We start from the raw sequence: 26,090 nt of genomic DNA, 5'->3' as shown, positions 1-26,090 counted from the left end.
TACGGGTCGCACGTAGCACTGGACTTTGGCGGCGAGGCAGGTAGCCTCCCGCCAAAGGCCTTTAATTGGTGAGACGCATGCCACGAGTCGCCTCCGTTTTCGTTTGTCTATGTTTTGCGATCTTGTCGGCCTGTGCCCACGACAGGGGCGCCGCACCCATTATCCCAGCCGCCGCAGGGGTGGGGCAGCAAGAAATGATTTTCGGGGCAACAAGTCGCAAAGCCGAGGGTTCAGGGTTTGGGTCTGAGCGTTCTGCGACGTTGAGCCTGTTGGAAATGGAAATCTCCATCCCGCCTGAGCGTGAACGCGGAACCCTCAACCTTGGTGGGGCGGATCCGGATCCAAGAACCGATTTCGTGATTTCCGCGCAAACCCTTCACGACGAAGGTAGTTTTCGACGGCGTATCAAAAGCCATTTGAACAAGATCCCAGCGTATCAACGCGAGGTCACGATTTTTGTCCATGGTTTCAACAACACACATGCCGAGGCGGCCTTTCGCACCGCGCAGTTAAAACGCGACATCGAAATTCCCGGCGCGACGATTTTTTATTCTTGGCCCAGCCGCGGTGCGACGCTTGGCTATGCCTATGATGAAGACAGCGCGCTGTTTGCACGTGACGGATTGGAAAACCTGCTACGCGCCACCCATAACGCAACCGGGCTGCCGGTGATTATCGTGGCGCATTCTCTGGGCTCACAATTGACGATGGAAGCCCTGCGCCAGATTGAGATCAGCTCGCCCGGGTGGTCCAAACGCAATCTGTCCGGCGTGATTTTGATGTCGCCTGATTTGGATGTGGATTTGTTCAAAAGCCAGATCGCGCGGTTTCAATCGGTGCCGCAACCCTTTGTCATCTTTGCCAACAGCCGAGACCGCGCGTTGGGTATTTCACAGCGTATCCGTGGTACAAATACGCGAGCGCGTTTGGGCAATATCAGCTCGCTTGAGCAACTTTCGGATCTACCGGTCCAAGTTGTCGACACGTCGAATTTGAAACGCAGCCGCGATCTGAACCATTTTCCCGCCGCAAATTCACCAACCCTGATTGCGCTTCTGAGACGGCTCCGAGATCAGGCTGACGCGCAGGAACGTCGGCGCATTGAATTGGCGCGTCTGCTGCCGGGTGATGTCAGTCAACTGGGCGGCGCGGTGCGGGTCGAGCTTGATGAGGAGGCGGTGGAACAATAGCCTATCGATTGCGCCGCAGATACACGTAATAGGCCCCATCGCCACCGTGTGACAAATGCGCTGGCGTGACTTGCAAAACGGCCTGTGCCAGTGGGGGAAGTGCCAGCCACTGCGGAACTTTATGACGCAAAACACCGCGTGGAACCGGCATCGGGCCGGGCTCATCGCGGTCTTTGCCTTTGCCAGTGATCACCAAAACCAGGCGTTTTCCCGAAGCCTGCGCGGATAAAATAAACCGTGTCAGTGAAGGGTGGGCGGTGTCGATCCGCATCCCGTGCAGATCCAGCTTCCCCTCGGGCTTCAACTTGCCACGTTTCATACGGCGATAGGATTTTTCGTCCATCTGGACACCGCGGCTTGCCAGTGTGGTGGCAATTGCAGGCTTGATGTTGTTACTTTTGGCGCCCGACTTGGCTTTGGCCCCAATTTCAAACGGCTCCGCGCGAAACTGAACCTGCTTTTTGGGTTTTGGCTTTGGCAAAGGGGTAGGGTGCGGGCTTTGCGCAACCTCTGGATGCAGCCGCTCGGCCTGTTTAACGACCTTTTTCCAAAGGTCGATTTCTTCGTCAGTCAACTTCCGCCGGGTCATCAGAGATCTTCCGGCAAAAGCGCATATGCACGCTGAATTGGTAACAGGATGTACATGCGACCGGGATCGCGCAGCTTGCCGGCGGCCTGACCTGCCGCATCGCCAGTACCAAAGAAAATATCGGCCCGCTGCGCGCCTTTGATCGCGGATCCGGTGTCCTGGGCAATCATCAGGCGGCGCATCTTGTTCTCACCGTCTTTTTCCACCCAAACCGGAGCGCCCAGTGGCGTGTAGGACGGATCCACAGCAATACTGCGCAACGGCGTGACCGAGCGATTCATCGCCCCCAGCGGCCCTTTGGAGGTCCGCACTTGGTTTACTTCCCGAAAGAACACGTATGACGGATTGTGAAACAAAAGCTCCCGACCCGCAGACGGGTTTCGCCGAACCCAGTTTTTGATCACCTGCGCGCTGACTTGATGCGCCTTATAGACCCCTCGCCGCACCAGTTCCTGCCCAATAGAGCGGTATTCATGCCCGTTCGCACCACCATAACCGACGCGGGTAACGGATCCATTTTGCAGGCGAATACGGCCGGATCCCTGAATTTGCAGAAAAAACAGCTCAACCGGGTCATCGACCCAGGCAATTTCGAGGCCACGCCCATCCATAACACCGCTGGTCAAAATATCACGGCGCGGATACCACAGATTGGTCTGTCGGGATTCAGGCGGCTGGCGATAGACCGGATAGCGAAAGCGGTCAGTCTTGTACTTCGATCCGTTCAATTCAGGTTCAAAATATCCGGTGAACAGCGCGTTTTTGCCGTCCTCGACAATGACTGGACGAAAGAAGAGTTCGAAAAAGGCCCGCGCTGATCCAGCGGTTTGGGACTGCGCAACCGCGCATAATGTGCTCCAGTCGGGATCATCCAAATCGGGGCAGGTTTCCAAAAACGCTTCAAACGCGCGTTCATGGTCATCTGCGGCCCAACCATCCAGCTGGGCAAAATCCATCAGTTGAACGGTGGTCTCAGACGAGGCTCCGGTGGCGCTGAGGGCAGCGCCGCAAAGGGCCGAAAGGCCCAATGCTTTTCGGAGCGTCGAGATCATGCGTCTGTTGCAACCAACTGCCAGTTCGGATCATCTGCACCCATTGTACGGGCAAAGACCCAAGTGTCTTTTTGCTTTTTGACCGTTTTGGCATCGCCTTCGACAACGGCACCTTCGCCGTCACGGACCACTGATGTCAATTCACCCACAAACCGCATGGTGATTTCCGCCATAGAGGAGCCTTCGTCGAATGTCGCGTTCACCAACGCGGTTTCGCGAACACCAATAAAGCTTGCCTCGATCGTCAAACCTTGATCCTCACGCGCAGAGACCGCGTCAACAAAGCTGTCGTACAGCTCTTCTGCAAGGAAGGGTTGAATGTCGGCCAGATCACCGTTTTCAAAACCCATCAGGATCATTTCATATGCGCCGCGGCCACCTTGGACAAATTCGCTTACGCTGAAGCTGGGCTCAATGCGCTTCATCGCGGCCAATGCGCGTGCTTCTGGGCTGTCCGCTTCGACGTGATCGGTAATGTCACTGTCGGGGCCGCCTTCAATAACTTCAAGGTCTTGCGGCATGCGTCGTGTCGACTGAGACGGTGCGCGCGGCTTTTCAAATCCATCGCGTGTACCCAGAACACTTTTTAAACGCAGGATCAGAAAAATGGCAATTCCTGCCAGAATCAAAAGATTAATCACCGGATTGTCCATCTAAACCTCATGCGGGGCGTTCGTGCTTTGTTTGAAACCTTGCGGTTCTGATCCTATGTAGGTGACCGTGGGAGGCAAGTCTACCATCCCAAGTACGATACAAGGAAAGCGTGATGTATCTCTTATTGGCTTTTGTTTTGGTGCCGATCATCGAAATCGCCCTGTTTATTCAGGTTGGCGGGGCCATCGGCCTGTTGCCAACCCTGTTGATTGTGGTTGTGACCGCTGTTCTGGGCACCTGGTTGGTACGTAACCAAGGACAGCTAGCCATGGGACAGTTGCGCAATTCATTCCAGCGTTTGTCGGACCCGACCGAGCCGTTGGCCCACGGGGCCATGATCCTATTTGCCGGCGCGCTTTTGCTGACGCCGGGCTTCTTTACCGACGCGGTTGGCTTTGCCCTTTTGATACCACGCGTTCGCATTACGGTTTTCAACTACCTGCGGACCAAGATCACGATGGCGCAGTTTCACATGGGACCAGACCCACAAGGGTTTCAAAAACCCCAGGGCTTTCACCCCCAACGCGGGGCAGACGGTGACACCATCGATGGTGATTTTCGCGAGGTGGATCCAGAGCGCACACCCAGTGAACCGTCCAAATGGGTTCGCGGTCCAGGTAACGAATGAATGACAAATAGCCCAACCCGTTGTGATAGCGGGGGCAAGCTGCTAAGCACGTTCCGATCGTATTTCTAGGAGACTACCCATGGCTGAAAATGGCGCTGCAGAAGCCCCTCAGCAACCGCAGGTCCAAATGAAGATTTTGGGCCAGTTCATCCGCGACCTGTCGTTTGAAAACGTCATGGCGCAAAAGGGTGTTGTCGGTGAGGTTCAACCCGATGTGAACGTACAAGTCGCGCTGGACGCCAAAAAGCGTTCTGTGGACGATCAGTACGAAGTCATCACCAAGCTGACCGTTGAATCCAAGAACAAGGGCGGCGAAGGCACGTTGTTCGTTCTGGAACTGGAATACGTTGGTATTTTCAACATTTCCGGCATCCCAGAAGATCAGCTGCACCCGTTCCTTTTGATCGAATGCCCGCGCATGCTGTTCCCGTTCCTGCGTCGTATCGTATCTGATGTGACCCGCGATGGCGGCTTCCCGCCGCTGAACCTGGACAACATCGACTTTGTTGCGATCTATCGCAACGAGCTGGCGCGTCGTCAGGCAACATCCGAAGCTCAAGCACCTGTTGGCCAAGCCTAAGCCAGGTCGCAATTGAGTTTGAAAGCGCCGTCAGATCTATGGCGGCGTTTTTAGTTTAAGGTCTTCCACAAAGCCTCATCGCCCATCTTCTCGACAAAGGCGTCATGCGCTTCTTTTTCTGCGGCCGTCAGTCGCGGGGGCAGGGGAGTTGGACGTGCCGTTGGGCGCCAATCGTCGTCCATTTGGGCAGTCCCTTTTTGCTGCTCGGACGATGCAAGTCCAAAGTCAGGCTGGCGTCCTCCGATGAGCTCCAGATAGACCTCAGCCAGAATTTCGGAGTCCAAAAGAGCCCCGTGTAGGGTCCGGTTGGAGTTGTCGATCCCAAACCGACGACATAGCGCATCCAGCGTCGCTGGCGAGCCCGGGAATTTGCGACGCGCCATGGTCAGCGTATCAACTGCCTGATCGTTGGGAAGCTGACGTAATCCCATCCAACGCAGTTCGGCGTTCAGAAACTTCATATCAAAGCTGGCGTTGTGAATGACCATTTTGGAATCGCGGATGAAATCTAAAAACTGTTGTCCCACTTTTGCAAAAACCGGCTTGTCCCGCAGGATGACTTGGCCTGGTTGGGGTTGTTGCGGAGGCTCCAAAAGGTCGGGCCCGATACCATGCACGCCGAACGCCTCAGCCGGCATCGAGCGTTCGGGATTGATGTAGACGTGAAATGTCTCACCGGTAGGCATGTGATTGAACAGCTCAACCGCCCCGATTTCGACGATCCGGTCGCCGGATTCAGGGTCAAAACCGGTTGTTTCAGTGTCGAGTACGATCTCACGCATGGTTTTGGCCTTCCCGGATCTCCGTCAGGATCGCGCGCACTTGCTGTGCTGCGTGATCCTTTGTATCAGTCTCAATTTTGTAGTCCGCGCGGGCAAGCTTGTCAGCAATTGGCATCTGTTTCGCCAAGATCTGTTCAAATTGCACGGCCGTCATAGTTCCGCGCGCCAACACGCGGCGACGCTGTTCTTTGGCGTCGATAAAGACGCAGGCGACGGCGTTCATTTCGACCTCTGCTCCGGTTTCAAACAAGAGCGGGATATCAAAAACCAGAACGTCCGCCTTGGACATTTGTTTGAAATATTCGCGATTTTCACGAACCAATGGATGCACGATGGCTTCAATACGGGGCAGGGCGGTTGGATCGGCTGCAATAATGTGCCGCAGGGCTGCGCGATCAACAGCATCTGACTGGATCGCGTCAGGGAAAAGCTGTCTGAGCGGCGCAACAGCAGCCCCGTCTTGTGCATAGAGCCGATGAACGGCTGCGTCTGCATTCCAAATGTCACAGCCATGATCGGCAAAGATCGACGCTGTGGTGCTTTTGCCCATGCCGATCGAACCGGTAAGACCCAGAAGAAAGCTCATCCCAATATCGCAGCGCGCGATTCTGCGGTCACCTCGGGGCGCGTTCCGAACCAACGTTCAAATCCTGGCACAGCCTGATGCAGCAACATGCCAAGCCCATCAACCGCGACGCATCCAATGCTTTCCGCGTATTCAAGCAGCTCGGTCTTGAGCGGCGTATAGACGAGGTCAGTCACAACAGCGTCCAGGCGCAAACCGTCGAGGGGCATGCGAAGCCGCGACTTTCCTGTCATGCCCAGTGATGTTGTGTTCACCACCAGCTTGCCTTCTTCCAGCACATTGGGCGCTTTGATCCAGTCCACAACGCGGATCTTCTGGCCAAAGTCGCCCCGCATCTGTTCAGCGCGGTCGCGGGTCCGGTTGGTGAGGATGATGTCGTCTACGCCGGCCTCCAACAAAGAGGCGATGACAGCCCGGCTGGCACCGCCGGCGCCAAGAACCACAGCCGGGCCGGCCTTTGGATCCCAATCCGGCGCACCGTCTTTTAGGTTTGCAATGAAACCATAGCCGTCAGTGTTGTCCGCCAGGATTTTGCCGTCCGGTCGGAAGGTCAGCGTGTTCGCCGCCCCGATCAAGGTCGCGCGGTCGGTAATCTGATCTGCGATGTCAAACACGGCCTCTTTATGGGGGAGGGTCACGTTTGCGCCCACAAATCCCATTTTGGGCATCATGCGGATGACGTCTTCCAGATCGGAGGTCTCCACATGCAGATGCACATAATGACCGTCTATTCCGTATGTCTTCAGCCAGTGGCCATGCAGGAGAGGAGACTTTGAATGGGCAATCGGGCAACCAATCACACCGGCCAAAGGTACTTTTGAAACGCTCATTGCTCGATCACTCCCTGCAGTCCGAGGTAGTTGATAAGTTCGATCAGCGGCAAACCCAAGACATTAAAGTAGTTGCCTTCGACGTTGGTAAAGAGCCGCACGCCTTCTTCTTCCAGCTTATAGGCACCGACAGAATGTCTGATACTGTCCCAGTTGCGCGCAACATACCCCTGAAGGTAGGCATCAGAGCTCATCCGCATATACATCCGAACCTGACCCACATGGCGCCAAATAGGCTCGCCGCCGCGATAGATAACCGCGGCGGACAACAGCGTATGGCGTTTGCCCCGCAATTGGATCAGCTGGGCCAGCGCATCCTCGGGTGAGGTGGGTTTGGACAGGATTGTTCGATCAAAGTCCAACACCTGATCACATCCCAAAACAAGGGAATGAGGCTCTTTCCCACTTACCTTTCGCGCTTTAGCCTCGGCTAGGGCATCGGCAATGTCTCGTGGCGCGGCGTTTTCTGCCAGAAGCGCGTGTTTGATACTCTCTTCATCAACACGAGGGCGGACGACAGACAGCTCCAGACCCGCATTGCGCAGAAGTTGGGCTCTTATTTCTGAACCAGAGGCGAGGACGATGTGGGTAGACATGTGGAAAACCCCAAGCAAAAGACGGAGATGAATTTAGAATGGTTTGTATGGAATTCCCAGCTTGCCGCAAGTGGTGAGTAAAGTCGGAAATCTCACGCTTTCGCCGGCAGATTCGCCCCACGTGGACGAGGATAACTCAAATTCGGTGGATATGTAGGTTGCCGGCGATTCCTCCAAGAATTATCCCCATAGTAACCTTAGTAAACGGAACGTTAATATCGTTATATCTAAAGGGTTAAGAAAGGATTCACAGTTGGACAACCTGTCACGCTGTCATTTTATCCCACCTGAGGATAATCCGGTGTGAGACTCGATAATCCACGGAAATCGACCTGCCCTACAAAAACATCATCTCTCTTAAATATACTTATTTATTTAAGGGGGTCCGATCTCGGAAGGAAAAGACATGGATCTGACTGATCTAATGTTCACGCTCTACCCATATGCCAAATCGCTTCACATCATGGCAGTGATCAGTTGGATGGCAGGTCTTTTCTATCTTCCACGTCTTTTTGTGTATCACACCGAGCAGGCTGAGAAGGTGCAAGAATGCAAACCTGTATTTCTGATCATGGAAGAGAAGCTTCTGAAGGTGATCATGGGCCCAGCAAGCGTCGTGACATGGGTCGCAGGGCTATTTATGGTGTTAACCCCCGGGATCGTCGATTGGAGCTCTGTGTGGCCTTATACGAAGGGAATTAGCGTTATTGCCATGACGTGGTTCCATCACTTGCTTCTCCATCGCCATCGCGACTTCAAAGCTGAGAAAAACACGCTCACCGGGCGGCAGTATCGCATGATGAACGAGGTACCCACGCTGTTGATGGTGGTGATCGTGGTCTCAGTGATCTTCAAATTCTAACGGTTCGTTTGACTCGCCGCCGGCAAGCCCCTATGTAAGGCCCACGCGGGCCCGTCCGGGATTCCGTTTTTCCTATGTCTTCACATGAACGTCCCATATCGCATGGGCAAAGAGGCCGTGTATTTATGACCGTGCAAGCTCTTAATCTGTCCGATCTCAAGGCGAAAAGCCCCAAAGACCTTCTGTCGATGGCCGAAGAGCTTGAGATCGAAAACGCCTCGACCATGCGCAAAGGTGAGATGATGTTCCAGATTCTGCGTGAACGCGCAGATGAAGGTTGGGACATTGGTGGTGACGGTGTGCTGGAAGTCATGCAGGACGGGTTTGGCTTCCTGCGCTCGCCTGAGGCAAACTATCTTGCGGGTCCTGATGACATCTATGTCTCCCCGGATATGATCCGCCAGTATTCGCTGCGCACCGGTGACACAGTCGAAGGCCAGATCAAAGCTCCGTTGGAAAACGAACGCTATTTTGCATTGACCAACGTCACCAAGATCAACTTTGAAGAGCCTGAAAAAGCCCGTCACAAGATCGCCTTTGACAACCTGACACCGCTCTATCCGGATGAGCGCCTGAATATGGAAATCGAAGATCCAACCGTCAAAGATCGCTCTGCTCGTGTGATCGACCTGGTTGCGCCGATCGGTAAAGGTCAGCGTTCGTTGATTGTGGCGCCGCCACGGACCGGTAAAACGGTTCTGCTACAAAATATCGCGCATTCCATCGAACAGAACCATCCCGAGTGCTATTTGATCGTTCTGCTGATCGATGAACGCCCTGAAGAGGTGACCGATATGCAACGCTCTGTGAAGGGTGAGGTTGTGTCCTCGACCTTTGATGAGCCGGCAACACGTCACGTCGCAGTTTCGGAAATGGTCATCGAAAAGGCTAAGCGTTTGGTTGAGCATAAGCGAGATGTTGTAATCTTACTCGATTCGATCACAAGACTTGGTAGAGCATTCAACACCGTGGTGCCGTCTTCGGGTAAGGTTTTGACGGGTGGTGTTGATGCAAACGCCCTGCAACGTCCAAAACGTTTCTTTGGTGCGGCGCGAAACATCGAAGAAGGCGGCTCCCTGACCATCATCGCGACCGCCCTAATCGATACGGGCTCGCGGATGGACGAAGTTATCTTCGAGGAGTTCAAGGGCACAGGTAACTCTGAAATCGTTCTGGATCGTAAGATTGCAGACAAGCGTGTGTTCCCAGCCATCGACATCCTCAAATCAGGCACTCGGAAAGAGGAGCTTTTGGTTGACAAGGGCGATCTGGCCAAGACCTTTGTGTTGCGCCGGATCTTGAACCCGATGGGTACCACGGATGCGATTGAGTTCCTGCTTGGAAAGCTCAAACAGACGAAGTCCAACGGTGATTTCTTCGACTCGATGAACACCTAAAACCACGCCGGCAACAGGAGAAGCCGACAGATGGATACGATCTTTGCTCTGGCCTCCGCCCAGGGAAAGGCCGGGGTTGCGGTTATCCGTATCTCTGGCCCTTCTGCTTTTGCAGCCGGCACGCAATTGTGTGGATCCCTGCCGACCAGCGGAAAGACCTTGCGCCGTGTGCGCGACGTTACCGGCGATGCGCTGGATGACGCGTTGGTGCTGACCTTTGCCGGTCCAAACAGCTTCACTGGTGATGATGTTGTCGAACTTCACACGCATGGCAGCACTGCGGTGGTTTCTTCCGTCATGAACGCGTTGGATGGTATCGACGGCGTTCGCCTGGCTGAGGCCGGCGAGTTTACACGTCGCGCGCTGGAAAATGGACGCATGGACCTGACCCAGGTGGAAGGTCTTGCCGATCTGATTGATGCGGAAACCGAGGCGCAGCGAAAACAAGCGCATGTCATCTTATCTGGTGGCTTGGGACAGCTTGCAGAACGCTGGCGTGCGGATCTGATCCGCGCAGCATCTTTGATCGAGGTCACGATTGACTTTGCCGACGAAGAGGTCCCGGTGGATGTGACCCCAGAGGTCAAAACACTGCTAGTCGGCGTGGCTTGTGATCTGAAGCGAGAAACCTCAGGCGTGAAAATCGCAGAACGCATTCGGCAGGGATTTGAGGTGGCAATTGTCGGTGCGCCGAACGTTGGAAAATCGACCTTGTTGAACGCTCTTGCCGGCCGAGAGGCTGCGATCACTTCGGAGTTTGCCGGCACGACACGAGACGTGATTGAGGTTCGGATGGACTTGGCGGGATTGCCAGTCACACTTCTGGACACGGCCGGCTTGCGTGAGACCGAAGATCATGTCGAAGGCATCGGGATCGAACGGGCGAAACAACGCGCCGAGGATGCAGACCTTCGGGTATTTATCGCGGAATCCGACGAAGTTTTGGATGTTGCGATGCAAGCCGATGATATTCGCCTGCTGCCCAAGGCGGATCTGCGCGAGGATTTGACAGGTGCAATCTCAGGCCAAACCGGCGCTGGTTTGGATGACTTGGTGCAACAGATCTCGTCGGTTCTTTCTACACGGTCCGAGAACGCAGGGATCGCGACGCGCCGGCGACACCAAACGGCGATGGCATCTTCATTGGATAGATTGGAACGCGCCGATCAAATTTTGGACTCTGGCCCGGAGTTCTATGATATAGCCGCAGAAGAAATGCGATCTGCAATTCGTCATTTGGAAGCTCTTGTCGGTCGCATCGGCGTTGAGAATCTTCTGGACGAAATCTTCTCGAGTTTTTGCCTTGGAAAGTGAGAGGTGTTTCACGTGAAACATTCGAGCTATGACGTAATCGTTGTTGGCGGCGGCCACGCCGGCACAGAAGCCGCACATGCAGCCGCCCGAACTGGTGCGAAAACTGCATTGGTGACGCTGAAACGGTCCGGCATTGGTGTGATGTCCTGTAATCCGGCCATTGGCGGATTGGGAAAAGGGCATTTAGTTCGCGAAATTGACGCATTAGATGGCGTGATGGGTCGCGTTGCTGATCTTGCGGGTATCCAATTCAGGCTTTTGAATCGCCGAAAAGGGCCTGCCGTTCAGGGTCCGCGCGCGCAATCCGATCGGGCGATTTACCGAACTGAGATGTTGAAACTCACTGAGGGACAAAAAAACCTTGATATCGTCGAAGGTGAAGTGGTCGGGTTCCTCATGGATGGATCGGGCGTTTGTGGTGTTGAGCTGGTGGACGGGGTGGAGATTCCTGCCCACGCCGTGGTCCTGACGTCGGGAACATTCCTTCGTGGGGTTATCCATATTGGCGACGTGTCGCGGCCAGGTGGCAGAATGGGGGACAAGCCCTCCGTCAAGCTTGCCAACCAGCTATCGGAATTTGACTTACCTCTGGGGCGCCTCAAAACCGGCACTCCACCACGCTTGGACGGTCGGACCATCAAGTGGGATCTTTTGTCGGATCAACCGGGTGACGATGATCCAACTTTCTTTTCCTTCATGACGACCAAGCTCCATGCCAAGCAAGTGTCATGCGGGATTACCCATACGAACGAAAAGACGCATGAAATCATACGCGACAACTTGGAACGGTCCGCAATGTACGGCGGACATATCGAGGGGATCGGTCCACGTTATTGCCCATCGATTGAAGACAAGGTTGTTCGCTTTGCTGATAAGGACTCGCATCAGATCTTCCTTGAGCCTGAAGGGGTAGAAGATCACACGGTTTACCCCAACGGTATTTCCACAAGCCTCCCACAGGATGTGCAGGACGACTATGTTCATTCTATATATGGACTGGAGGATGCGGTGATCCTGCAACCCGGGTATGCGATTGAATATGACTATGTGGATCCGCGAGCGTTGAATTTGGAACTTCAGGTAAAGGACATTCCTGGTCTTTATCTTGCAGGTCAGATCAATGGGACCACCGGATATGAAGAAGCCGCCGCGCAGGGGCTTGTTGCCGGCGTCAATGCTGCGCGTGCTAGCTTGAAAGCAGATCCGATCCACTTCCTGCGGTCCAACAGCTACATCGGCGTGATGATCGACGATCTTACGACCAATGGTGTTGCGGAACCCTATCGCATGTTTACTTCGCGGGCCGAGTTCCGTTTATCCTTGCGCGCTGACAATGCGGACCAACGACTAACGCCGATGGGGCAGGAGATTGGATGTGTTGGCGAAACGCGTTCAGCGATGTTTGCGCAAAAGATGGAAAAGATCGGCAAGGCGCGCGACGTTCTGGACACGAGCTTCTTTACGCCAAAACAGGTTTCGACCGCAGGTATAAAGATCAATCAGGATGGAAAGCGCCGGTCCGGGCTGGACGTGTTGGCATTTCCGGATGTCTCTTTTGGCGATGTTGTTCCATTGATGGAAGAATTGGCCGGAACGGACGCGGAAATCCGTCTGCAAATTGAACGCGATGCGCTCTACGCGAACTACATTACGCGTCAGGAAAAAGAAATTTCGGCGATGAAGCGGGATGAGAGTTACCTTATCCCAAGAAGCTTTTCCTACGATGCGCTGGAAGGGCTTTCAAACGAATTGAAGCTCAAGCTGAATAACGCGCGTCCTCAGAACCTTGCGCAAGCCGCACGTATCGAGGGTATGACGCCGGCCGCATTGGCGTTGTTGCTCGCGCGTTTGCGGAAGTCGTCTGTGTTCAAGGAAAAGTCCGCATGAGTAAGTCGCGTGACCTGCTGGGTTTGAGTGTTTCACGTGAAACAATGGATCGATTGGAAGTTTTCTCGGACGTCCTGGTAAAGTGGAACCCGAAAATAAACCTTGTCTCGCGCCGCAGTCTTGAGGATTTGTGGGTTCGACATATCGTCGATTCGGTGCAAGTGTTCAAAACGGCGCCAGCTAAATGTAAAAGCTGGGTCGATATTGGCTCCGGCGGAGGCTTTCCGGGTGTTATCGCCGCGATTGTTGCGGCTGACGAAAGCCCCGAAACTCAGTTCACTTTGATTGAGAGCGATCAACGAAAAAGTGCCTTCCTGCGTAATGCCGCCCGTGAGTGCGACGTGCCCTTGAAAGTGATCAGTAAACGCATCGAACAGGTTGAGCCGCAAAACGCGGATGTTCTGTCTGCACGCGCATTGGCCGATCTGTCTGATCTGATGCTATTTGCTGAGCAACATCTCGCCCACGATGGTGTCGCGCTCTTCCCAAAAGGGGAGAACTGGAAAAAAGAAGTGGATAAATCCAAGAGCGAATGGCGCTTCGATGTGGATCCGGTTAAAAGTCTTACTGAATCCAATGCAGTCATCTTGAAAATCAGGGGAATCGTACGTGTCTGATCTCAGCCGCCCAATGGGGCCTCGGATAATCGCGGTAGCCAATCAAAAAGGTGGGGTAGGGAAGACAACGACGACGATCAACTTGGCCGCCGCAATGGTCGAATGTGGTATGCGCGTCCTGGTGGTTGACCTTGATCCGCAGGGAAATGCGTCCACTGGGCTCGGGATCGAGTTGGAAGAACGGGAACGGACCTCCTATGATCTTTTGGTGGAAGACGCGCCTTTGGCTGACGTGATCCGCGAAACTGATTTTGAGGATCTGTGCATCATTCCATCCACCGTGGATTTGAGCTCAGCTGATATCGAGCTGTTCACCAATGAAAAGCGGTCCTTCCTACTTCATGACGCGTTACGTCAGACGGCGATGGATGAATATGATTGGGATTATGTCCTGATCGATTGCCCGCCATCGCTCAACTTGCTAACAGTCAATGCGATGGTTGCGGCGCATTCTGTGTTGATCCCGCTGCAAAGTGAGTTCTTTGCCCTGGAAGGTGTGTCACAGTTGATGATGACAATCCGGGATGTGCGGCAATCGGCAAACCCCAGCTTGCGTATCGAAGGCGTGGTCTTGACGATGTTTGATCGCCGGAACAACCTGTCGCTGCAAGTCGAGCAAGATGCACGTGACAATCTGGGTGATCTGGTATTTGAAACAAAAATCCCGCGAAATGTTCGGGTCAGCGAGGCGCCTTCGTTTGCTTTGCCGGTTCTGAACTATGATACCAACTCCCTCGGCGCTAGAGCGTATCGTGCTTTGGCAGAGGAGATGTTGGGTAAACATCAAAATGTAGCGGCATAACGAGGCGGAGGCACAATAATGGCAAAAGAAAAAGGAAAACCCCGCGGTCTAGGTCGCGGACTATCGGCACTGATGGCAGATGTAAATCCAGAACCTGTGAGCACTGAAACACAGGCACCGCGGAACGCGGAAGTTCTCGTTCCTATTGAAAAAGTACAAGCAAACCCGGACCAGCCGCGTCGCCAGTTCCTGCAAGACGATTTGGATGACCTGACGGCGTCGATCAAAGAGAAAGGCGTTCTTCAGCCGTTGATCGTGCGTCCCCGTGGCGGCGGGTATGAAATCGTCGCGGGGGAACGCCGTTGGCGGGCCGCCCAAGCGGCGCAGCTGCATGAAGTCCCAGTATTGGTCCGCGACTATTCCGATCTTGAGATGATGGAAGTTGCCATTATAGAAAACATTCAGCGTGCAGACCTGAATGCGATGGAAGAGGCGCTGAGCTATAAACAGTTGATGGAAAAGTTCGGCCACACCCAGGAAAAGATGGCGGATGCGTTGGGCAAAAGCCGCAGCTATATCGCCAACCTTGTGCGTCTGCTACATTTGCCCAATGATGTGCAGCAGCTGGTCCATGAGCGCCAATTGTCTGCTGGGCATGCGCGCGCCTTGATCACCACCGACAATGCGTCCGATCTTGCGAAGAAGATTGTAAAGGGTGGCCTGTCTGTACGTGCAACCGAGGCGTTGGTCAAAAAGGCTGCTAGCGGTGACAGACCAGTTGTGGCACGTAAGCCCAAGAACTCGACTGGTGAAAAGGACGCGGACACCCGTGCCTTGGAGGATGATCTGTCTGCGGCTTTACGGATGAAGGTCTCAATCGATCACAAATCCGGTGGCGAAGCGGGCTCAATCACCATCTCTTATGCGAACCTGGATCAGTTGGATGATCTGTGCAACATGCTCAGCCGTTAGGCCGGGTCCAGATAAACAGCATGACCAAGCTCAGCGTGACGGCTTGAATGAGCAGGATATGCGTGGCCAAGTCTGCGACAACTGAAATGGAAAAGACGGCGGCGACTGATGCAGTGGCCGCCTTTTTTGCTCCGGGTCGAATGGCACCGCTTTCGTTCCAATCCACAATCATCGGCCCAAAGGTGTTGTGGTTGAGGATCCAAGCGTGAAGCTTGTCGGAAGATCGCGCAAAGAAAAACGCGGCCAACAACAGAAAGGGCACGGTTGGGAGGAGGGGCAGCACGACACCGATCGCGGCGAGCGCAACGCAGAGAATACCAAGGCCTGCAAATAAAATTCTCATATCAATCCACCAACAATTCCCGCAGAACAGCATTCAAAACCGCACGCCCTTGGTCCGTGGCTGCTAGCCGTCCATCTGAAATAATCACCATGCCGATTTCTGCAAGGTGATCGATGCGATCTTGGGGCAGGGCGTTGCCGCTAATGCGTGCAAACCGTGCGATGTTGATACCTTCGCGCAGGCGCATGCCCATCATCAGAAATTCAATTGCGGCGTCGTCGGCCGTTAAATGATCCTTGGCTGTGAAGCCGGACCCATCGAAAACTGATTTGAGCCATTCCCCCGGAGCGCGGAAGCTTTCGGTTGCGATGCGGTTCGCGCCGACAGTTACGCGGCCATGGGCACCGGGGCCGATGCCTACATAGTCGCCGTACCGCCAATAGATTTGATTGTGTTTGGATTCGGCGCCAGGGCGTGCGTGATTGGAAATTTCATACCCGGGCAGGCCGAAGTCGGCGCAAATATCCTGGGTGGCTTGATACATGTCGGCGGCCTTGTCATCGGTTGGAAGGTCGCGCAGTCTACCAACGGCGTAACGGTCGCCAAAGGCGGTGCCGTCCTCGATTGTTAGTTGATACAGCGAAAGGTGATCGATCGCCATGGCCAAGGCTTCCTTGAGTTCCGCTTGCCAAAGGTCCAGTGTTTGCCCTTGCCGGGCGTAGATCATATCGAAACTGACCCGGTCAAAACACCCACGCGCGATATCAAAAGCTTTTCGGGCCTCGGCGACTGAATGGATGCGACCAAGGCGACGGAGATCAAGATCGTTCAGGGCCTGAACACCCATCGAAATTCGGTTCACTCCGGCGTCACGATATCCCGCAAACCGTCCGGCTTCGACTGAACCGGGGTTGGCCTCCAGTGAGATTTCAATGTCATTGGCAAAGGGCCAGATCGCGCGCGCTTTTTCGATGACGCCTGCGACGGTATCTGGGTGCATCAGGCTTGGCGTTCCGCCACCAAAGAAGATGGAATTCAGTACCCGACCCTGGGTTCCTATGGCATTTTGATCCAGCTCAGCTTCGTAAGCGTGTAGCCAGACCTGTTGATCAATGTTTTTGGTAACGTGGCTGTTGAAGTCACAATAGGGGCATTTGGCCTGACAAAACGGCCAGTGCACATACAGGCCAAAGCCCCCGTTGCGCCAATCATCCACCGAAACAGCCCTGAATGAACTGGGTCACAGCGCGACCCCGATGGCTGATTCTGTTTTTCTCATCCTTGGACATCTGGGCGCAGGTCAAATCCAGACCTTCGGGAATGAACATGGGGTCATAGCCAAACCCATCAGCGCCGCGGATGGGCCAAGTCAATGAGCCCGGCATAACCCCTTCGAACACTTCGTCATGTCCGTCGGGCCAGGCGATCACAAGGGTGCAACGGAATTGAGCGGTGCGTGGGGCATCAGGACCCTTGTCGTTGATCTCATCGTTTGCACGAGCCATCGCCATCATAAAGTCACGGCCATTTCCGGTTTCGGCCCAATCCGCAGTATACACACCGGGTGCCCCATCCAAGGCATCGATGGTGATGCCGCTGTCGTCGGACAAGGCCGGCAGCCCAGTTGCCTGCGCTGCCGCATGGGCCTTGATCCGGGCGTTGCCGACAAATGTATCCTCGGTCTCATCCGGTTCAGGCAAATCCATCTCGGCGGCCCCAACGACGGAAACGCCAAAGGGGGCTATGATGTCAGAGATCTCTGACAGTTTGCCCTTGTTGTGGGTGGCGACCAAAAGACGGTCGCCTTCGAATTTGCGGGTCATAGGCATGCGGCCTTTTGCAATTTAGCCAGATCTGCGGTGCCCTTTGTCGCCAGATCCATCAACTTGTCCATCTGTTCACGCGAGAAAACAGAGCCTTCGGCGGACATCTGAACTTCGATCAATTTGCCGGTCCCGGTCATGATGAAATTCCCGTCTACACCGGCCTCAGAGTCTTCTGGATAGTCTAGATCCAGCACTGGCTGGCCTGCGTAGATCCCACATGAGACCGCGGCGACCGGGTCAACCAGCGGGTCGATGGTGACATCGCCGGCTTTCATCAGCTTGTTCACGGCAAGGCGCAGCGCAACCCAGCCACCGGTGATCGAGGCGCAGCGGGTGCCACCGTCGGCCTGCAGAACATCACAGTCGACGGTGATCTGGCGCTCACCCAAGGCCACGCGGTCAACGCCGGCCCGAAGGGCGCGTCCGATAAGACGTTGGATCTCAACCGTACGGCCACCTTGTTTACCGCTTGCAGCTTCGCGGCGCATCCGCGTGTTGGTCGCACGGGGCAGCATGCCGTATTCGGCAGTGACCCAACCTAGGCCGGACCCCTTGATAAAAGGGGGCACGCGTTCGTCGATTGTTGCGGTACACAGGACGTGGGTATCACCGACTTTGATCAGGCAGGAGCCCTCGGCGTGTTTGGTAAAACCCGTCTCAATGGTGATGGGGCGCATTTCGTCAAGCTGTCGTCCGGAGGGTCGCATAGGTCATCCTTTATCTGTTGCTGTTGGGATAGCCTTCGGACCCCTAGATATGCAAGGCAGATTGGTCATTTGCGTGGCGAAGGAGATGACAAGCCGGTGCAATCCGCCTATTTGTTTTTGAGATTAACGAAGACTACGGCCAAACTGTTTGCATGAGCGAAGAACAAAACATTCTTTCTGACCTGAATGACCGCTCGCGCGAAGTGTTCCGCACGGTGGTCGAGGCGTATATCGACAGCGGTGAACCTGTCGGCAGCCGCACGTTGACGCGATCCTTAAGCGAAAAAATCAGCGCCGCGACAGTGCGAAACGTCATGCAAGATTTGGAATATCTTGGACTGCTCGACAGCCCGCATATTTCTGCCGGCCGTATTCCCACGCAATTGGGGCTGCGCATGTTTGTCGATGGTCTGCTGGAAGTCGGTGACCTTGGCACTGATGACCGAGAGAAGATCGATGCAACTATGGCGCGGGACTCTGGCGATGTTGACAAGATGCTGGACCGGGTGGGGTCGGCGTTGTCCGGGGTCACACAGGGCGCATCGCTGGTTCTGACGCCCAAGCAAGAGGCCGAGATCCGGCACATCGAGTTTGTCTCCCTCGCACCGGATCGAACACTGGTGGTTTTGGTGTTCTCAGACGGGCATGTGGAGAACCGACTGTTTACCCCGCCGCCTGGGCAAACCCCGAGCTCGATGCGTGAAGCTGCGAATTTTCTGAATGCGCTGATCGAAGGGCGAACGCTCAGCGATATTCGCCACGACATTCAGGGACAGATCGACAGTCGAAAGCAACAGATCGACGTCCTGGCGCGTGATTTGATCGAAGGTGGTCTGGCGCAATGGGACAGCGCAGGGTCCGACAGCGAACGTTTGATTGTGCGGGGTCGGTCGAATCTTTTGGCGGAAGGTGGCGCCGAGGATGAGTTCGAACGGATGCGCAGCCTGTTTGATGATCTTGAACGTAAGCGTGACATCGCCGATTTCCTGCAATTGACCGAAGAAGGCGACGGCGTGCGCATTTTTATCGGTTCTGAGAACAAACTTTTTTCACTTTCGGGTTCCTCTTTGGTGGTCTCTCCCTATATGAACGCGGATCGAAAGATCATTGGTGCGGTGGGGGTCATCGGCCCGACGCGCCTGAACTACGGACGAATTGTGCCCATCGTGGATTACACGGCACAACTGGTCGGCAAAATCTTGTCCGACCGGAGTTAGAGGTGAAACATGGCAGAGCCGAAGAACGACGACTTTCTGGATGACATTGACGCAGCCGAAGCGGAAGAGCTGGCGAATGAAATCGAAGAGATCGATGATGAAGCGCTGGAGCTGGACTCGCTGCGTGCTGAACGCGACGAGCTGAAAGACCGCTTTATGCGGGCGCTGGCAGATGCTGAGAACTCCCGCAAACGCGGCGACAAAGCGCGCCGTGAAGCCGAGCAATATGGCGGCTCGAAACTGGCACGCGATCTGCTGCCGGTGTTCGACAATATGAAACGCGCGGTTGAATCAGCGACGGACGAGCAGAAAGAAGTCTCTGCCGCGTTGATCGAGGGTGTTGAACTGACCATGCGCACATTGCTGGATGTCTTTGGCAAACACGGTGTGCGGGTTGTGACACCCGAAGTGGGTGACCGCTTTGATCCGCAAGTACATGAAGCCATGTTCGAGGCACCCGTGCCTGGAACCAAAGCCGGCGATATTATTCAGGTCTCGGCTCAGGGCTTCATGTTGCACGATCGCTTGCTGCGACCGGCCCAAGTGGGTGTTTCCTCCACATCGGGCTAAGTCGCGCCTTGGGCGCGATGCCTTCGGCGAAAGTATTTTTGAAAAGATGAAAAGGCGGCGGGTCAATTTGCCCGCCGTTTTCCTATGTGGCGTTTGATGCGTCTTTGAGTTTGTAGAGAGCCTCAAGCGCTTCGCGCGGAGTTAGGTCGTCTGGATTGATATCTTCGAGCAGAAGATCGATGGTCGAGGGACCAGCCGCTGGTTTGGGTTGCGGTGCAGGGGCTGCGGCAAAGAGCGGGAGATCGTCGATCTGAATGGAGCCTTTTCCACCCTCGCGGCTGCTTTTTTCCAGCATGTCCAATACATCACGCGCACGTGCAACGACGGATTGGGGAAGGCCTGCAAGTTGTGCCACTTGAACGCCATAAGATCGGTCTGCGGCTCCTTTGCGCACCTCGTGGAGAAAGATAACCTCACCTTCCCATTCCTTGACCGAGACGGTGGCATTGTCGACGCCGGGGAGCTTTGAGGCGAGCTGGGTCAATTCATGGTAATGGGTCGCAAAAAGCGCGCGGGAGCGGTTGGTTTCATGCAAATGTTCCAGCGTGGCCCAGGCGATTGACAGCCCATCATAAGTCGCCGTCCCGCGTCCGATTTCATCTAGGATTACCAGCGCCTTGTCGTCGGCCTGATTGAGGATCGCGGCGGTTTCCACCATTTCAACCATAAACGTAGAACGGCCACGCGCCAGATCGTCAGAGGCCCCAACGCGGCTGAACAATTGACTGATCAGACCGATATGCGCACGTTCGGCAGGAACATAGCTGCCCATTTGCGCCAACAGCGCGATCAAGGCGTTCTGGCGCAAGAAGGTCGACTTACCCGCCATGTTCGGGCCCGTTAGTAGCCAGACCGCAGCCGTGTCCTCTGCCGAAAGATCACAGTCATTGGCCACAAAAGGATCGCCCCCTTGTTGACGCAAGGCGTGTTCCACAACCGGATGGCGGCCACCTGCAATGTCAAAGGCTCGGGTGGTATCAACCTTTGGCCGTGACCAGTTTTCTGCACGTGCGAGGTCTGTCAAAGCGGTGACCAAGTCGAATTCTGCCAAGCCACGGGCGGCTTGGTTCAACAGCGCGGCCTGGTCTAGAATTGCACCAGAAAGCACGGCATAGAGCCGCTTTTCACTCTCTAACGCCAGATTTCCGGCATTCAGAATGCGGGTCTCAAGCTCTGATAGCTCGACAGTTGTGAACCGCACTTGATTGGCGGTTGTCTGGCGGTGGATATAGGTTTCAGACAGCGGCGCGGACAGCATTTTGTCAGCGTGGGTCGCGGTTGTCTCAATGAAGTAGCCCAGCACATTGTTGTGCTTGATCTTGAGCGCGTTGATGCCTGTGTGTTCCGAATATTTCTGTTGCAGCGCTGCAATGACACTGCGCCCTTCGTCACGCAGGGTGCGGGCCTCATCCAACTCGGGATCATAGCCCGGCGCAATGAAACCACCATCACGCGCCATCAAGGGCGGCTCCGCGACCAAAGCCGCATCCAACAAGGCGAGCAAATCATCAAACCCCAGCAGTGCTTCACGCGCTTGGGCCATAAGGGACGGCAGGTCGAGGGATGCGCAAAACGCGGCAATGTCTTCGGCCTGGGTCAAACCATTGCGAATGGCGGCCAAGTCCCGTGGGCCTCCGCGCTCCAATGCCAGACGAGACAGGGCCCGGTCCAGATCCGGTGTCTTGCGCAAAGCATCCCGCAGGTCCTGGCCAAGGCCGGGTTGGTCCACCGTGAAATCCAGCGCCGCAAGTCGGGCGCTGATCGTGTCCAGATTGCGGGAGGGGCTAGACAGGCGCTGTTCCAACAAACGTCCACCGCCGGGAGTGACGGTTCGATCTACGACGGACAAAAGCGATCCGGCGCGCCCACCAGACAGCGAACGGGTGAGTTCCAAATTGCGCCGGGTCGAGGCATCGATTTGCACCACCCGGTCTTCGGCTTCCTGAACCGGGTGCTGCATCAGTGGCAGCTTGCCCTTTTGCGTGATCTCCAGGTAATCGATCAACGCCCCCATCGCCGAAACCTCGGCCCGCGAGAAGGTGCCAAACCCGTCCAATGCTCCCACGTTGAACAAAGCGCACAGACGTTTTTCTGCCGCCGTGCTGTCAAAGCTTGCTTTGCCTAACGGGGTGAGGGGGATCTTGTATTCTTCGGTCAGTGGCAGGCAGTGGTCATAGACCGGACCATCCGCGACAATCAGTTCTGACGGGGCCAGGCGGGCCAGTTCAGGTGACAGGCGCACACGTGGGATTGGCATCACGTGAAATGCACCGGTTGAGATATCAGCCCACGCCAATGCCGCCTCGTCCCGCAGTTCGGTATAGGACACCAGGAAATTGTGGCGACGTGCTTCCAGCAGGGAGTCTTCGGTCAACGTACCAGGTGTCACCAACCGCACGACGTCACGTTTTACAACCGCCTTGTAGCCACGTTTCTTGGCTTCGGCCGGGCTTTCGAGCTGTTCGCCAACGGCAACGCGAAACCCTTTGCGGATCAATGACAGCAGATACCCTTCGGCGGCGTGCACAGGCACACCGCACATGGGAATGTCCTTACCGTCGTGTTTGCCGCGTTTGGTGAGGGCAATGTCTAGCGCTTCGGCGGCGTTGACCGCGTCTTCAAAGAACATCTCGTAAAAATCGCCCATCCGATAGAACAGAAGAGCGTCAGGGTACTGCGCCTTGATGTCGAGATATTGAGCCATCATTGGCGTCACAGTCATACGAGTGTCCCCCGGAGTTTCGTTCCCCGAGATCTACAATGCGCGGAGTCCGAGGGAAACCCGTATGTGTGTCTGTGGTCGTTCGCTTAGTAAAGTCCCAGCAGGGACTGTGGCGCAGCATTGGCGATGGAGAGCGAGTTGTACCCCAGTTGTTGCTGCACTTGAAAGGATTTCAACTTGACGGCGGCTTCTTCTATATTCGTTTCGATCAGCGCGCTCAGGCCTTCTTTTGTGGCGTCAGCTTGCTTGGACAAGAACTCTTGTTGTCCTCCGATCCGAGAAGCGGCTGCACCCAGTCGTGCCGCGCCGTCCACGGCAAATTGAAAAAAGCCCTCAATCTCGCCGATGGCGGCCTGCGCGCTGGAGGCATCTGTGACGGCTGTTCGCCCATCAAGGTCAAAACTCGCACTGCCTTCCAAATCCAGAGTGTCGACGTCAATACTGCTGAGGGATGCGGGGCCACTGCCGGTTTGGCTCTGCGAGGAAGCGATCGAGAACGTGGTCCCCCCTGAGCCATTGATGTCGGATTTCAAAAGGTTAACACCGTTGAATTGAGATCCGGAGATGATTGATTCTATCTGGTCCGTCTTCTGCGACAGCTGGGCCTCTATCTTGGAGAAATCGGCCCCGCTGGTTGCGCCCAAAATTGCCAGCTGTTTCATTTCAATCAGGGTGTCCGAAATGAACTCGGCTCCTGCTGAAGCAACACTTAAAGTGGCCTCCCCCAAAGCCAGCGTATCCGACAAGGCGTCATATGTGCTGAGGTCAGCTTTCTGCAGTTCTGAAATCGCCCAAAGCGCGGCGTTGTCCTGTGGGCCGTTTACCTCTCGCCCGGTCGAAATCTGCGTCTGAGTGGTCTCAAGATTTTGGCTTGTCCCACCTAGCATCTGGAGCGCAGTCAAGGCGCCAGTATTTGTTTGAAAACTGATCACGGTTCATATCTCTCCAATTCGGAAGCTTTGGTAAAATGGTCCCTTTTTCGGACCATTTCCGGATAGTGAGAGCCGTTCTAGCTCGACCAGCGGACGTACTCACCGCATGGGCTACGTGTTAACTGGTTAATCGACCCGTTAAGGATTAATTTTGGATTGCAGCGCTGGGGTGTTTGAATTGTGGCAGCATTATGTCCAATAGTTCAAATGCAGAAATACATACTGTTACCGGTAACGTGCGTTGTAGCTGAGGCACTGATTCACTAAACCGTCTGGGACAAGAAGAGGAACGCCGCACGATGCCCAAAGCCAAGATCACCCGCGAAGAAGCGCTTGCCTTTCACCTGGAACCGACACCTGGCAAATGGGAAGTGCAGGCCACCGTGCCTATGACCACCCAACGCGACTTGTCGCTGGCCTATAGCCCCGGCGTGGCAGTTCCTTGCGAGGACATCGCGGAAAACCCAGAACTGGCGTATGACTATACTAACAAGGGCAACCTAGTTGCGGTGATCTCAAACGGGACCGCGGTATTGGGACTTGGCAACCTTGGCGCGCTAGGGTCCAAACCGGTGATGGAAGGAAAATCCGTTCTCTTCAAACGGTTCGCGGATGTGAATTCAATCGACATCGAATTGGACACCGAGGACCCGGATGAGTTCATCAACGCGGTGAGATTGATGGGACCGACGTTCGGCGGCATTAACCTCGAAGACATCAAAGCGCCCGAGTGTTTCATCATTGAGCAGAAGCTCAAAGAAGAGATGGACATCCCGGTTTTCCACGATGACCAACATGGCACGGCGGTGATCTGTGCGGCTGGCCTTTTGAATGCGTTGCATCTGTCGGGTAAGAAGATCGAAGACGTCAAAATCGTTCTGAACGGTGCTGGCGCGGCGGGCATTGCCTGTATCGAACTGCTGAAATCCATGGGCGCGCGGCACGAAAACTGCATCGTCTGCGACACCAAAGGCGTAATTTATCAGGGCCGTACCGAAGGTATGAACCAGTGGAAATCGGCCCATGCGGTGACCACTGATCTGCGGACGCTGGAAGAGGCGATGAACGGCGCTGACGTCTTCCTTGGCGTTTCGGTCAAAGGCGCTGTGACCCAAGATATGGTCAAATCCATGGCCGACAATCCGGTCATCTTTGCCATGGCCAACCCGGATCCGGAAATCACCCCCGAAGAAGCGCATGAAGTCCGCGTTGATGCCATCGTCGCCACGGGCCGTTCGGATTACCCGAACCAGGTCAACAACGTGCTCGGCTTCCCCTATCTGTTCCGGGGTGCGCTCGATATTCACGCCCGTGCCATCAATGATGAGATGAAGATCGCTTGCGCCCATGCGCTTGCCGCCTTGGCGCGCGAAGACGTGCCGGATGAGGTGGCGCTTGCTTACGGAAAATCACTGACCTTTGGGCGTGACTACATCATTCCAACACCGTTTGACCCGCGTCTGATCCACCGTATCCCGCCCGCCGTCGCACGTGCCGGCATCGAGACAGGCGTGTCGCGTCGTCCGATCGTGGACATGGATGCCTATGAGCTCAGCCTGAAAAGCCGCATGGACCCAACCGCATCGATCCTGCGCAGCCTGAACGCACGCGCGCGGTCGGCCCAATCGCGGATGATCTTTGCCGAAGGGGATGATCCACGCGTTTTGCGTGCTGCTGTAAACTACCAACGCTCCGGATTTGGCAAGGCACTGGTTGTGGGACGCTCGGACGAAGTCAAAGACAAACTTGAAGCTGCAGGCATGGGGGACGCCGTGCGCGAATTGGAGGTTATCAACGCCGCCAACTCCCCGCATTTCGAAACTTACAAAGAGTTCCTTTATGGCCGTTTGCAGCGCAAAGGTTTCGACCAGAAGGACATTCACCGTCTTGCGGGTCGTGATCGGCACGTATTCTCAGCCCTGATGCTGGCGCATGGTCACGGCGATGGCTTGGTCACTGGGGCAACCCGTAAGTCCGCTTATATCCTGGATCGTATCAACCACGTGTTTGATTCAGATGAAAATCAGGGCTCTGCCGGCGTGACGGCCTTGTTGCACAAGGGGCGTATTGTCTTGATTGGCGACACGTTGGTGCATGAATGGCCAAACGAAGAAGATCTGGCCAATATCGCTGAACGTGCGGCCGGTGTTGCGCGCCATATGGGCCTTGAACCGCGTGTCGCATTTGTCAGCTTCTCGACATTTGGCTATCCGGTGTCCGAACGGGCCGAGAAAATGCATCTGGCACCGGCTGTTCTGGACAAACGTGGTGTGGATTTCGAATACGAAGGCGAAATGACCGTTGATGTCGCGCTCAACAGCCGCGCGCAAGAGGCCTATCCCTTCCAACGTCTGACCGGGCCTGCAAACATCCTGATCGTACCAGCGCGCCATTCGGCGTCGATCTCGGTCAAATTGATGCAGGAAATGGGTGGGGCGACCGTGATTGGCCCGATCCTGTCCGGTGTGGACAAGCCTATTCAGATCTGTTCCACCACCTCGACTGCCAATGATGTTTTGAACATGGCGATCCTTGCTGCCAGCAACGTGGGGTAA

26 protein-coding genes are annotated in these 26,090 nt (G+C 55.2%); 13 read left to right on the top strand and 13 right to left on the bottom strand.

Translation table 11 applies throughout. The features are described 5' to 3' along the window. Nucleotides 1-77: 77 nt before the first annotated feature. Entirely contained in the window at nt 78-1,190 is a 1,113-nt protein-coding gene (locus tag KMP13_RS06805; RefSeq protein ID WP_215265002.1) for an alpha/beta hydrolase, read from the top strand. Nucleotide 1,191: 1 nt separating this feature from the next. On the opposite strand, the gene KMP13_RS06800 is transcribed toward KMP13_RS06805, so the two are convergent. Genes KMP13_RS06800 through KMP13_RS06790 form a run of 3 tightly spaced genes read right to left on the bottom strand, consistent with a single transcriptional unit; the run spans nt 1,192 to nt 3,484 of the window. Beyond that, nucleotides 1,192-1,779 carry a Smr/MutS family protein gene (locus KMP13_RS06800; RefSeq protein WP_215265000.1) on the bottom strand — a complete coding sequence of 196 codons (588 nt, stop codon included), beginning with the start codon at nt 1,777-1,779 and terminating at the stop codon, nt 1,192-1,194. Then, nucleotides 1,779-2,831, bottom strand: a complete 1,053-nt coding sequence (mltA, locus tag KMP13_RS06795; protein WP_215264998.1) for a murein transglycosylase A — start codon at nt 2,829-2,831, stop codon at nt 1,779-1,781. Before mltA ends, KMP13_RS06800 begins: the two co-directional genes overlap by 1 nt. Next, the gene (locus KMP13_RS06790) at nt 2,828-3,484 is read right to left on the bottom strand and encodes a Tim44/TimA family putative adaptor protein (RefSeq protein WP_215264996.1); all 657 of its coding nucleotides are present in this window, start codon (nt 3,482-3,484) and stop codon (nt 2,828-2,830) included. Before KMP13_RS06790 ends, mltA begins: the two co-directional genes overlap by 4 nt. A gap of 113 nt (nt 3,485-3,597) precedes the next feature. Between KMP13_RS06790 and KMP13_RS06785 the strand changes: the two genes are divergently transcribed. Both KMP13_RS06785 and secB read left to right on the top strand, forming a co-directional pair. Further along, on the top strand, nt 3,598-4,113 hold the full coding sequence (locus tag KMP13_RS06785) for an FxsA family protein (protein ID WP_215264995.1): 516 nt from the start codon (nt 3,598-3,600) through the stop codon (nt 4,111-4,113). A gap of 79 nt (nt 4,114-4,192) precedes the next feature. Next, the gene (gene secB / locus KMP13_RS06780; protein WP_215264993.1) at nt 4,193-4,693 is read left to right on the top strand and encodes a protein-export chaperone SecB; all 501 of its coding nucleotides are present in this window, start codon (nt 4,193-4,195) and stop codon (nt 4,691-4,693) included. 50 nt (nt 4,694-4,743) lie between these two features. Here secB and dnaQ read toward each other — a convergent pair whose 3' ends face one another. Genes dnaQ through KMP13_RS06760 form a run of 4 tightly spaced genes read right to left on the bottom strand, consistent with a single transcriptional unit; the run spans nt 4,744 to nt 7,487 of the window. Beyond that, the gene (gene dnaQ / locus KMP13_RS06775) at nt 4,744-5,475 is read right to left on the bottom strand and encodes a DNA polymerase III subunit epsilon (RefSeq protein ID WP_215264992.1); all 732 of its coding nucleotides are present in this window, start codon (nt 5,473-5,475) and stop codon (nt 4,744-4,746) included. Then, nucleotides 5,468-6,061: a dephospho-CoA kinase gene (gene coaE, locus KMP13_RS06770; protein WP_215264990.1), complete on the bottom strand. Its 594-nt coding sequence runs from the start codon at nt 6,059-6,061 to the stop codon at nt 5,468-5,470. Before coaE ends, dnaQ begins: the two co-directional genes overlap by 8 nt. Continuing rightward, nucleotides 6,058-6,891, bottom strand: a complete 834-nt coding sequence (locus KMP13_RS06765) for a shikimate dehydrogenase (RefSeq protein WP_215264988.1) — start codon at nt 6,889-6,891, stop codon at nt 6,058-6,060. The genes coaE and KMP13_RS06765 overlap by 4 nt, the downstream gene beginning before the upstream one ends. After that, nucleotides 6,888-7,487, bottom strand: a complete 600-nt coding sequence (locus tag KMP13_RS06760) for a Maf family protein (RefSeq protein ID WP_215264986.1) — start codon at nt 7,485-7,487, stop codon at nt 6,888-6,890. Before KMP13_RS06760 ends, KMP13_RS06765 begins: the two co-directional genes overlap by 4 nt. Before the next feature lie 406 nt (nt 7,488-7,893). Here KMP13_RS06760 and KMP13_RS06755 point away from each other — a divergent pair, with 406 nt between their 5' ends. The 7 genes from KMP13_RS06755 to KMP13_RS06725 all read left to right on the top strand — a co-directional run bounded on the left by KMP13_RS06755 (nt 7,894) and on the right by KMP13_RS06725 (nt 15,278). Next, the gene (locus tag KMP13_RS06755; RefSeq protein WP_215264984.1) at nt 7,894-8,349 is read left to right on the top strand and encodes a CopD family protein; all 456 of its coding nucleotides are present in this window, start codon (nt 7,894-7,896) and stop codon (nt 8,347-8,349) included. Nucleotides 8,350-8,474: 125 nt separating this feature from the next. After that, entirely contained in the window at nt 8,475-9,746 is a 1,272-nt protein-coding gene (gene rho, locus KMP13_RS06750) for a transcription termination factor Rho (protein ID WP_215264982.1), read from the top strand. A 30-nt stretch (nt 9,747-9,776) separates the two neighbouring features. After that, on the top strand, nt 9,777-11,060 hold the full coding sequence (gene mnmE / locus KMP13_RS06745; protein WP_215264980.1) for a tRNA uridine-5-carboxymethylaminomethyl(34) synthesis GTPase MnmE: 1,284 nt from the start codon (nt 9,777-9,779) through the stop codon (nt 11,058-11,060). Nucleotides 11,061-11,072: 12 nt separating this feature from the next. Beyond that, nucleotides 11,073-12,947 (top strand): tRNA uridine-5-carboxymethylaminomethyl(34) synthesis enzyme MnmG, encoded by a 1,875-nt coding sequence (mnmG, locus tag KMP13_RS06740; RefSeq protein ID WP_215264978.1) that lies wholly within the window; start codon nt 11,073-11,075, stop codon nt 12,945-12,947. Beyond that, nucleotides 12,944-13,564, top strand: coding sequence for a 16S rRNA (guanine(527)-N(7))-methyltransferase RsmG (gene rsmG / locus KMP13_RS06735; protein ID WP_215264976.1), 621 nt, complete (start codon nt 12,944-12,946; stop codon nt 13,562-13,564). Before mnmG ends, rsmG begins: the two co-directional genes overlap by 4 nt. Further along, complete coding sequence (locus KMP13_RS06730; protein WP_353055685.1) at nt 13,557-14,366, top strand: ParA family protein; 810 nt, start codon at nt 13,557-13,559, stop codon at nt 14,364-14,366. Before rsmG ends, KMP13_RS06730 begins: the two co-directional genes overlap by 8 nt. Nucleotides 14,367-14,384: 18 nt before the next feature. Beyond that, a complete protein-coding gene (locus KMP13_RS06725) occupies nt 14,385-15,278 on the top strand; it encodes a ParB/RepB/Spo0J family partition protein (RefSeq protein ID WP_215264974.1) in 894 nt (297 codons plus the stop codon). On the opposite strand, the gene KMP13_RS06720 is transcribed toward KMP13_RS06725, so the two are convergent. The 4 genes from KMP13_RS06720 to rph are packed head-to-tail and all read right to left on the bottom strand — an operon-like array spanning nt 15,268 to nt 18,094. Further along, a complete protein-coding gene (locus KMP13_RS06720) occupies nt 15,268-15,621 on the bottom strand; it encodes a YbaN family protein (protein WP_215264972.1) in 354 nt (117 codons plus the stop codon). The two genes, KMP13_RS06725 and KMP13_RS06720, sit on opposite strands and share 11 nt — an antisense overlap. A gap of 1 nt (nt 15,622) precedes the next feature. After that, nucleotides 15,623-16,777 (bottom strand): radical SAM family heme chaperone HemW, encoded by a 1,155-nt coding sequence (hemW, locus tag KMP13_RS06715; protein ID WP_215264970.1) that lies wholly within the window; start codon nt 16,775-16,777, stop codon nt 15,623-15,625. After that, nucleotides 16,770-17,384 carry an RdgB/HAM1 family non-canonical purine NTP pyrophosphatase gene (rdgB, locus tag KMP13_RS06710; RefSeq protein WP_215264968.1) on the bottom strand — a complete coding sequence of 205 codons (615 nt, stop codon included), beginning with the start codon at nt 17,382-17,384 and terminating at the stop codon, nt 16,770-16,772. Before rdgB ends, hemW begins: the two co-directional genes overlap by 8 nt. Beyond that, nucleotides 17,381-18,094: a ribonuclease PH gene (gene rph / locus KMP13_RS06705; protein WP_215264967.1), complete on the bottom strand. Its 714-nt coding sequence runs from the start codon at nt 18,092-18,094 to the stop codon at nt 17,381-17,383. Before rph ends, rdgB begins: the two co-directional genes overlap by 4 nt. 152 nt (nt 18,095-18,246) lie before the next feature. Here rph and hrcA point away from each other — a divergent pair, with 152 nt between their 5' ends. Beyond that, nucleotides 18,247-19,311: a heat-inducible transcriptional repressor HrcA gene (gene hrcA / locus KMP13_RS06700; RefSeq protein ID WP_215264965.1), complete on the top strand. Its 1,065-nt coding sequence runs from the start codon at nt 18,247-18,249 to the stop codon at nt 19,309-19,311. A 9-nt stretch (nt 19,312-19,320) separates the two neighbouring features. Then, nucleotides 19,321-19,881, top strand: coding sequence for a nucleotide exchange factor GrpE (locus KMP13_RS06695; RefSeq protein ID WP_215264963.1), 561 nt, complete (start codon nt 19,321-19,323; stop codon nt 19,879-19,881). An 82-nt stretch (nt 19,882-19,963) separates the two neighbouring features. Here the strand turns inward: KMP13_RS06695 and mutS are convergent, their stop codons facing one another. Together mutS and KMP13_RS20900 are read right to left on the bottom strand one after the other, a co-directional pair. Further along, the gene (gene mutS / locus KMP13_RS06690; RefSeq protein WP_215264961.1) at nt 19,964-22,603 is read right to left on the bottom strand and encodes a DNA mismatch repair protein MutS; all 2,640 of its coding nucleotides are present in this window, start codon (nt 22,601-22,603) and stop codon (nt 19,964-19,966) included. An 86-nt stretch (nt 22,604-22,689) separates the two neighbouring features. Next, on the bottom strand, nt 22,690-23,535 hold the full coding sequence (locus KMP13_RS20900) for a flagellin (protein ID WP_215264959.1): 846 nt from the start codon (nt 23,533-23,535) through the stop codon (nt 22,690-22,692). Between the two features lie 299 nt (nt 23,536-23,834). Between KMP13_RS20900 and KMP13_RS06680 the strand changes: the two genes are divergently transcribed. Further along, complete coding sequence (locus KMP13_RS06680; RefSeq protein ID WP_215264957.1) at nt 23,835-26,090, top strand: NADP-dependent malic enzyme; 2,256 nt, start codon at nt 23,835-23,837, stop codon at nt 26,088-26,090.

The organism is Epibacterium ulvae, assembly GCF_018678075.1.
Taxonomy (GTDB): Bacteria; Pseudomonadota; Alphaproteobacteria; order Rhodobacterales; family Rhodobacteraceae; genus Epibacterium; species Epibacterium ulvae_A.
Note: the sequence above shows the minus strand (reverse complement) of the source record. Positions and strands in the feature narration are given on the sequence as shown.

Bases quoted from the DNA above. Each gene is read 5' to 3' on its own strand.
- KMP13_RS06805 (WP_215265002.1), top strand. From the start codon at position 78: ATGCCACGAGTCGCCTCCGTTTTCGTTTGTCTATGTTTTGCGATCTTG.
- KMP13_RS06800 (WP_215265000.1), bottom strand. From the start codon at position 1,779: ATGACCCGGCGGAAGTTGACTGACGAAGAAATCGACCTTTGGAAAAAG.
- mltA (WP_215264998.1), bottom strand. From the start codon at position 2,831: ATGATCTCGACGCTCCGAAAAGCATTGGGCCTTTCGGCCCTTTGCGGC.
- KMP13_RS06790 (WP_215264996.1), bottom strand. From the start codon at position 3,484: ATGGACAATCCGGTGATTAATCTTTTGATTCTGGCAGGAATTGCCATT.
- KMP13_RS06785 (WP_215264995.1), top strand. From the start codon at position 3,598: ATGTATCTCTTATTGGCTTTTGTTTTGGTGCCGATCATCGAAATCGCC.
- secB (WP_215264993.1), top strand. From the start codon at position 4,193: ATGGCTGAAAATGGCGCTGCAGAAGCCCCTCAGCAACCGCAGGTCCAA.
- dnaQ (WP_215264992.1), bottom strand. From the start codon at position 5,475: ATGCGTGAGATCGTACTCGACACTGAAACAACCGGTTTTGACCCTGAA.
- coaE (WP_215264990.1), bottom strand. From the start codon at position 6,061: ATGAGCTTTCTTCTGGGTCTTACCGGTTCGATCGGCATGGGCAAAAGC.
- KMP13_RS06765 (WP_215264988.1), bottom strand. From the start codon at position 6,891: ATGAGCGTTTCAAAAGTACCTTTGGCCGGTGTGATTGGTTGCCCGATT.
- KMP13_RS06760 (WP_215264986.1), bottom strand. From the start codon at position 7,487: ATGTCTACCCACATCGTCCTCGCCTCTGGTTCAGAAATAAGAGCCCAA.
- KMP13_RS06755 (WP_215264984.1), top strand. From the start codon at position 7,894: ATGGATCTGACTGATCTAATGTTCACGCTCTACCCATATGCCAAATCG.
- rho (WP_215264982.1), top strand. From the start codon at position 8,475: ATGACCGTGCAAGCTCTTAATCTGTCCGATCTCAAGGCGAAAAGCCCC.
- mnmE (WP_215264980.1), top strand. From the start codon at position 9,777: ATGGATACGATCTTTGCTCTGGCCTCCGCCCAGGGAAAGGCCGGGGTT.
- rsmG (WP_215264976.1), top strand. From the start codon at position 12,944: ATGAGTAAGTCGCGTGACCTGCTGGGTTTGAGTGTTTCACGTGAAACA.
- KMP13_RS06725 (WP_215264974.1), top strand. From the start codon at position 14,385: ATGGCAAAAGAAAAAGGAAAACCCCGCGGTCTAGGTCGCGGACTATCG.
- KMP13_RS06720 (WP_215264972.1), bottom strand. From the start codon at position 15,621: ATGAGAATTTTATTTGCAGGCCTTGGTATTCTCTGCGTTGCGCTCGCC.
- rdgB (WP_215264968.1), bottom strand. From the start codon at position 17,384: ATGACCCGCAAATTCGAAGGCGACCGTCTTTTGGTCGCCACCCACAAC.
- rph (WP_215264967.1), bottom strand. From the start codon at position 18,094: ATGCGACCCTCCGGACGACAGCTTGACGAAATGCGCCCCATCACCATT.
- hrcA (WP_215264965.1), top strand. From the start codon at position 18,247: ATGAGCGAAGAACAAAACATTCTTTCTGACCTGAATGACCGCTCGCGC.
- KMP13_RS06695 (WP_215264963.1), top strand. From the start codon at position 19,321: ATGGCAGAGCCGAAGAACGACGACTTTCTGGATGACATTGACGCAGCC.
- mutS (WP_215264961.1), bottom strand. From the start codon at position 22,603: ATGACTGTGACGCCAATGATGGCTCAATATCTCGACATCAAGGCGCAG.
- KMP13_RS06680 (WP_215264957.1), top strand. From the start codon at position 23,835: ATGCCCAAAGCCAAGATCACCCGCGAAGAAGCGCTTGCCTTTCACCTG.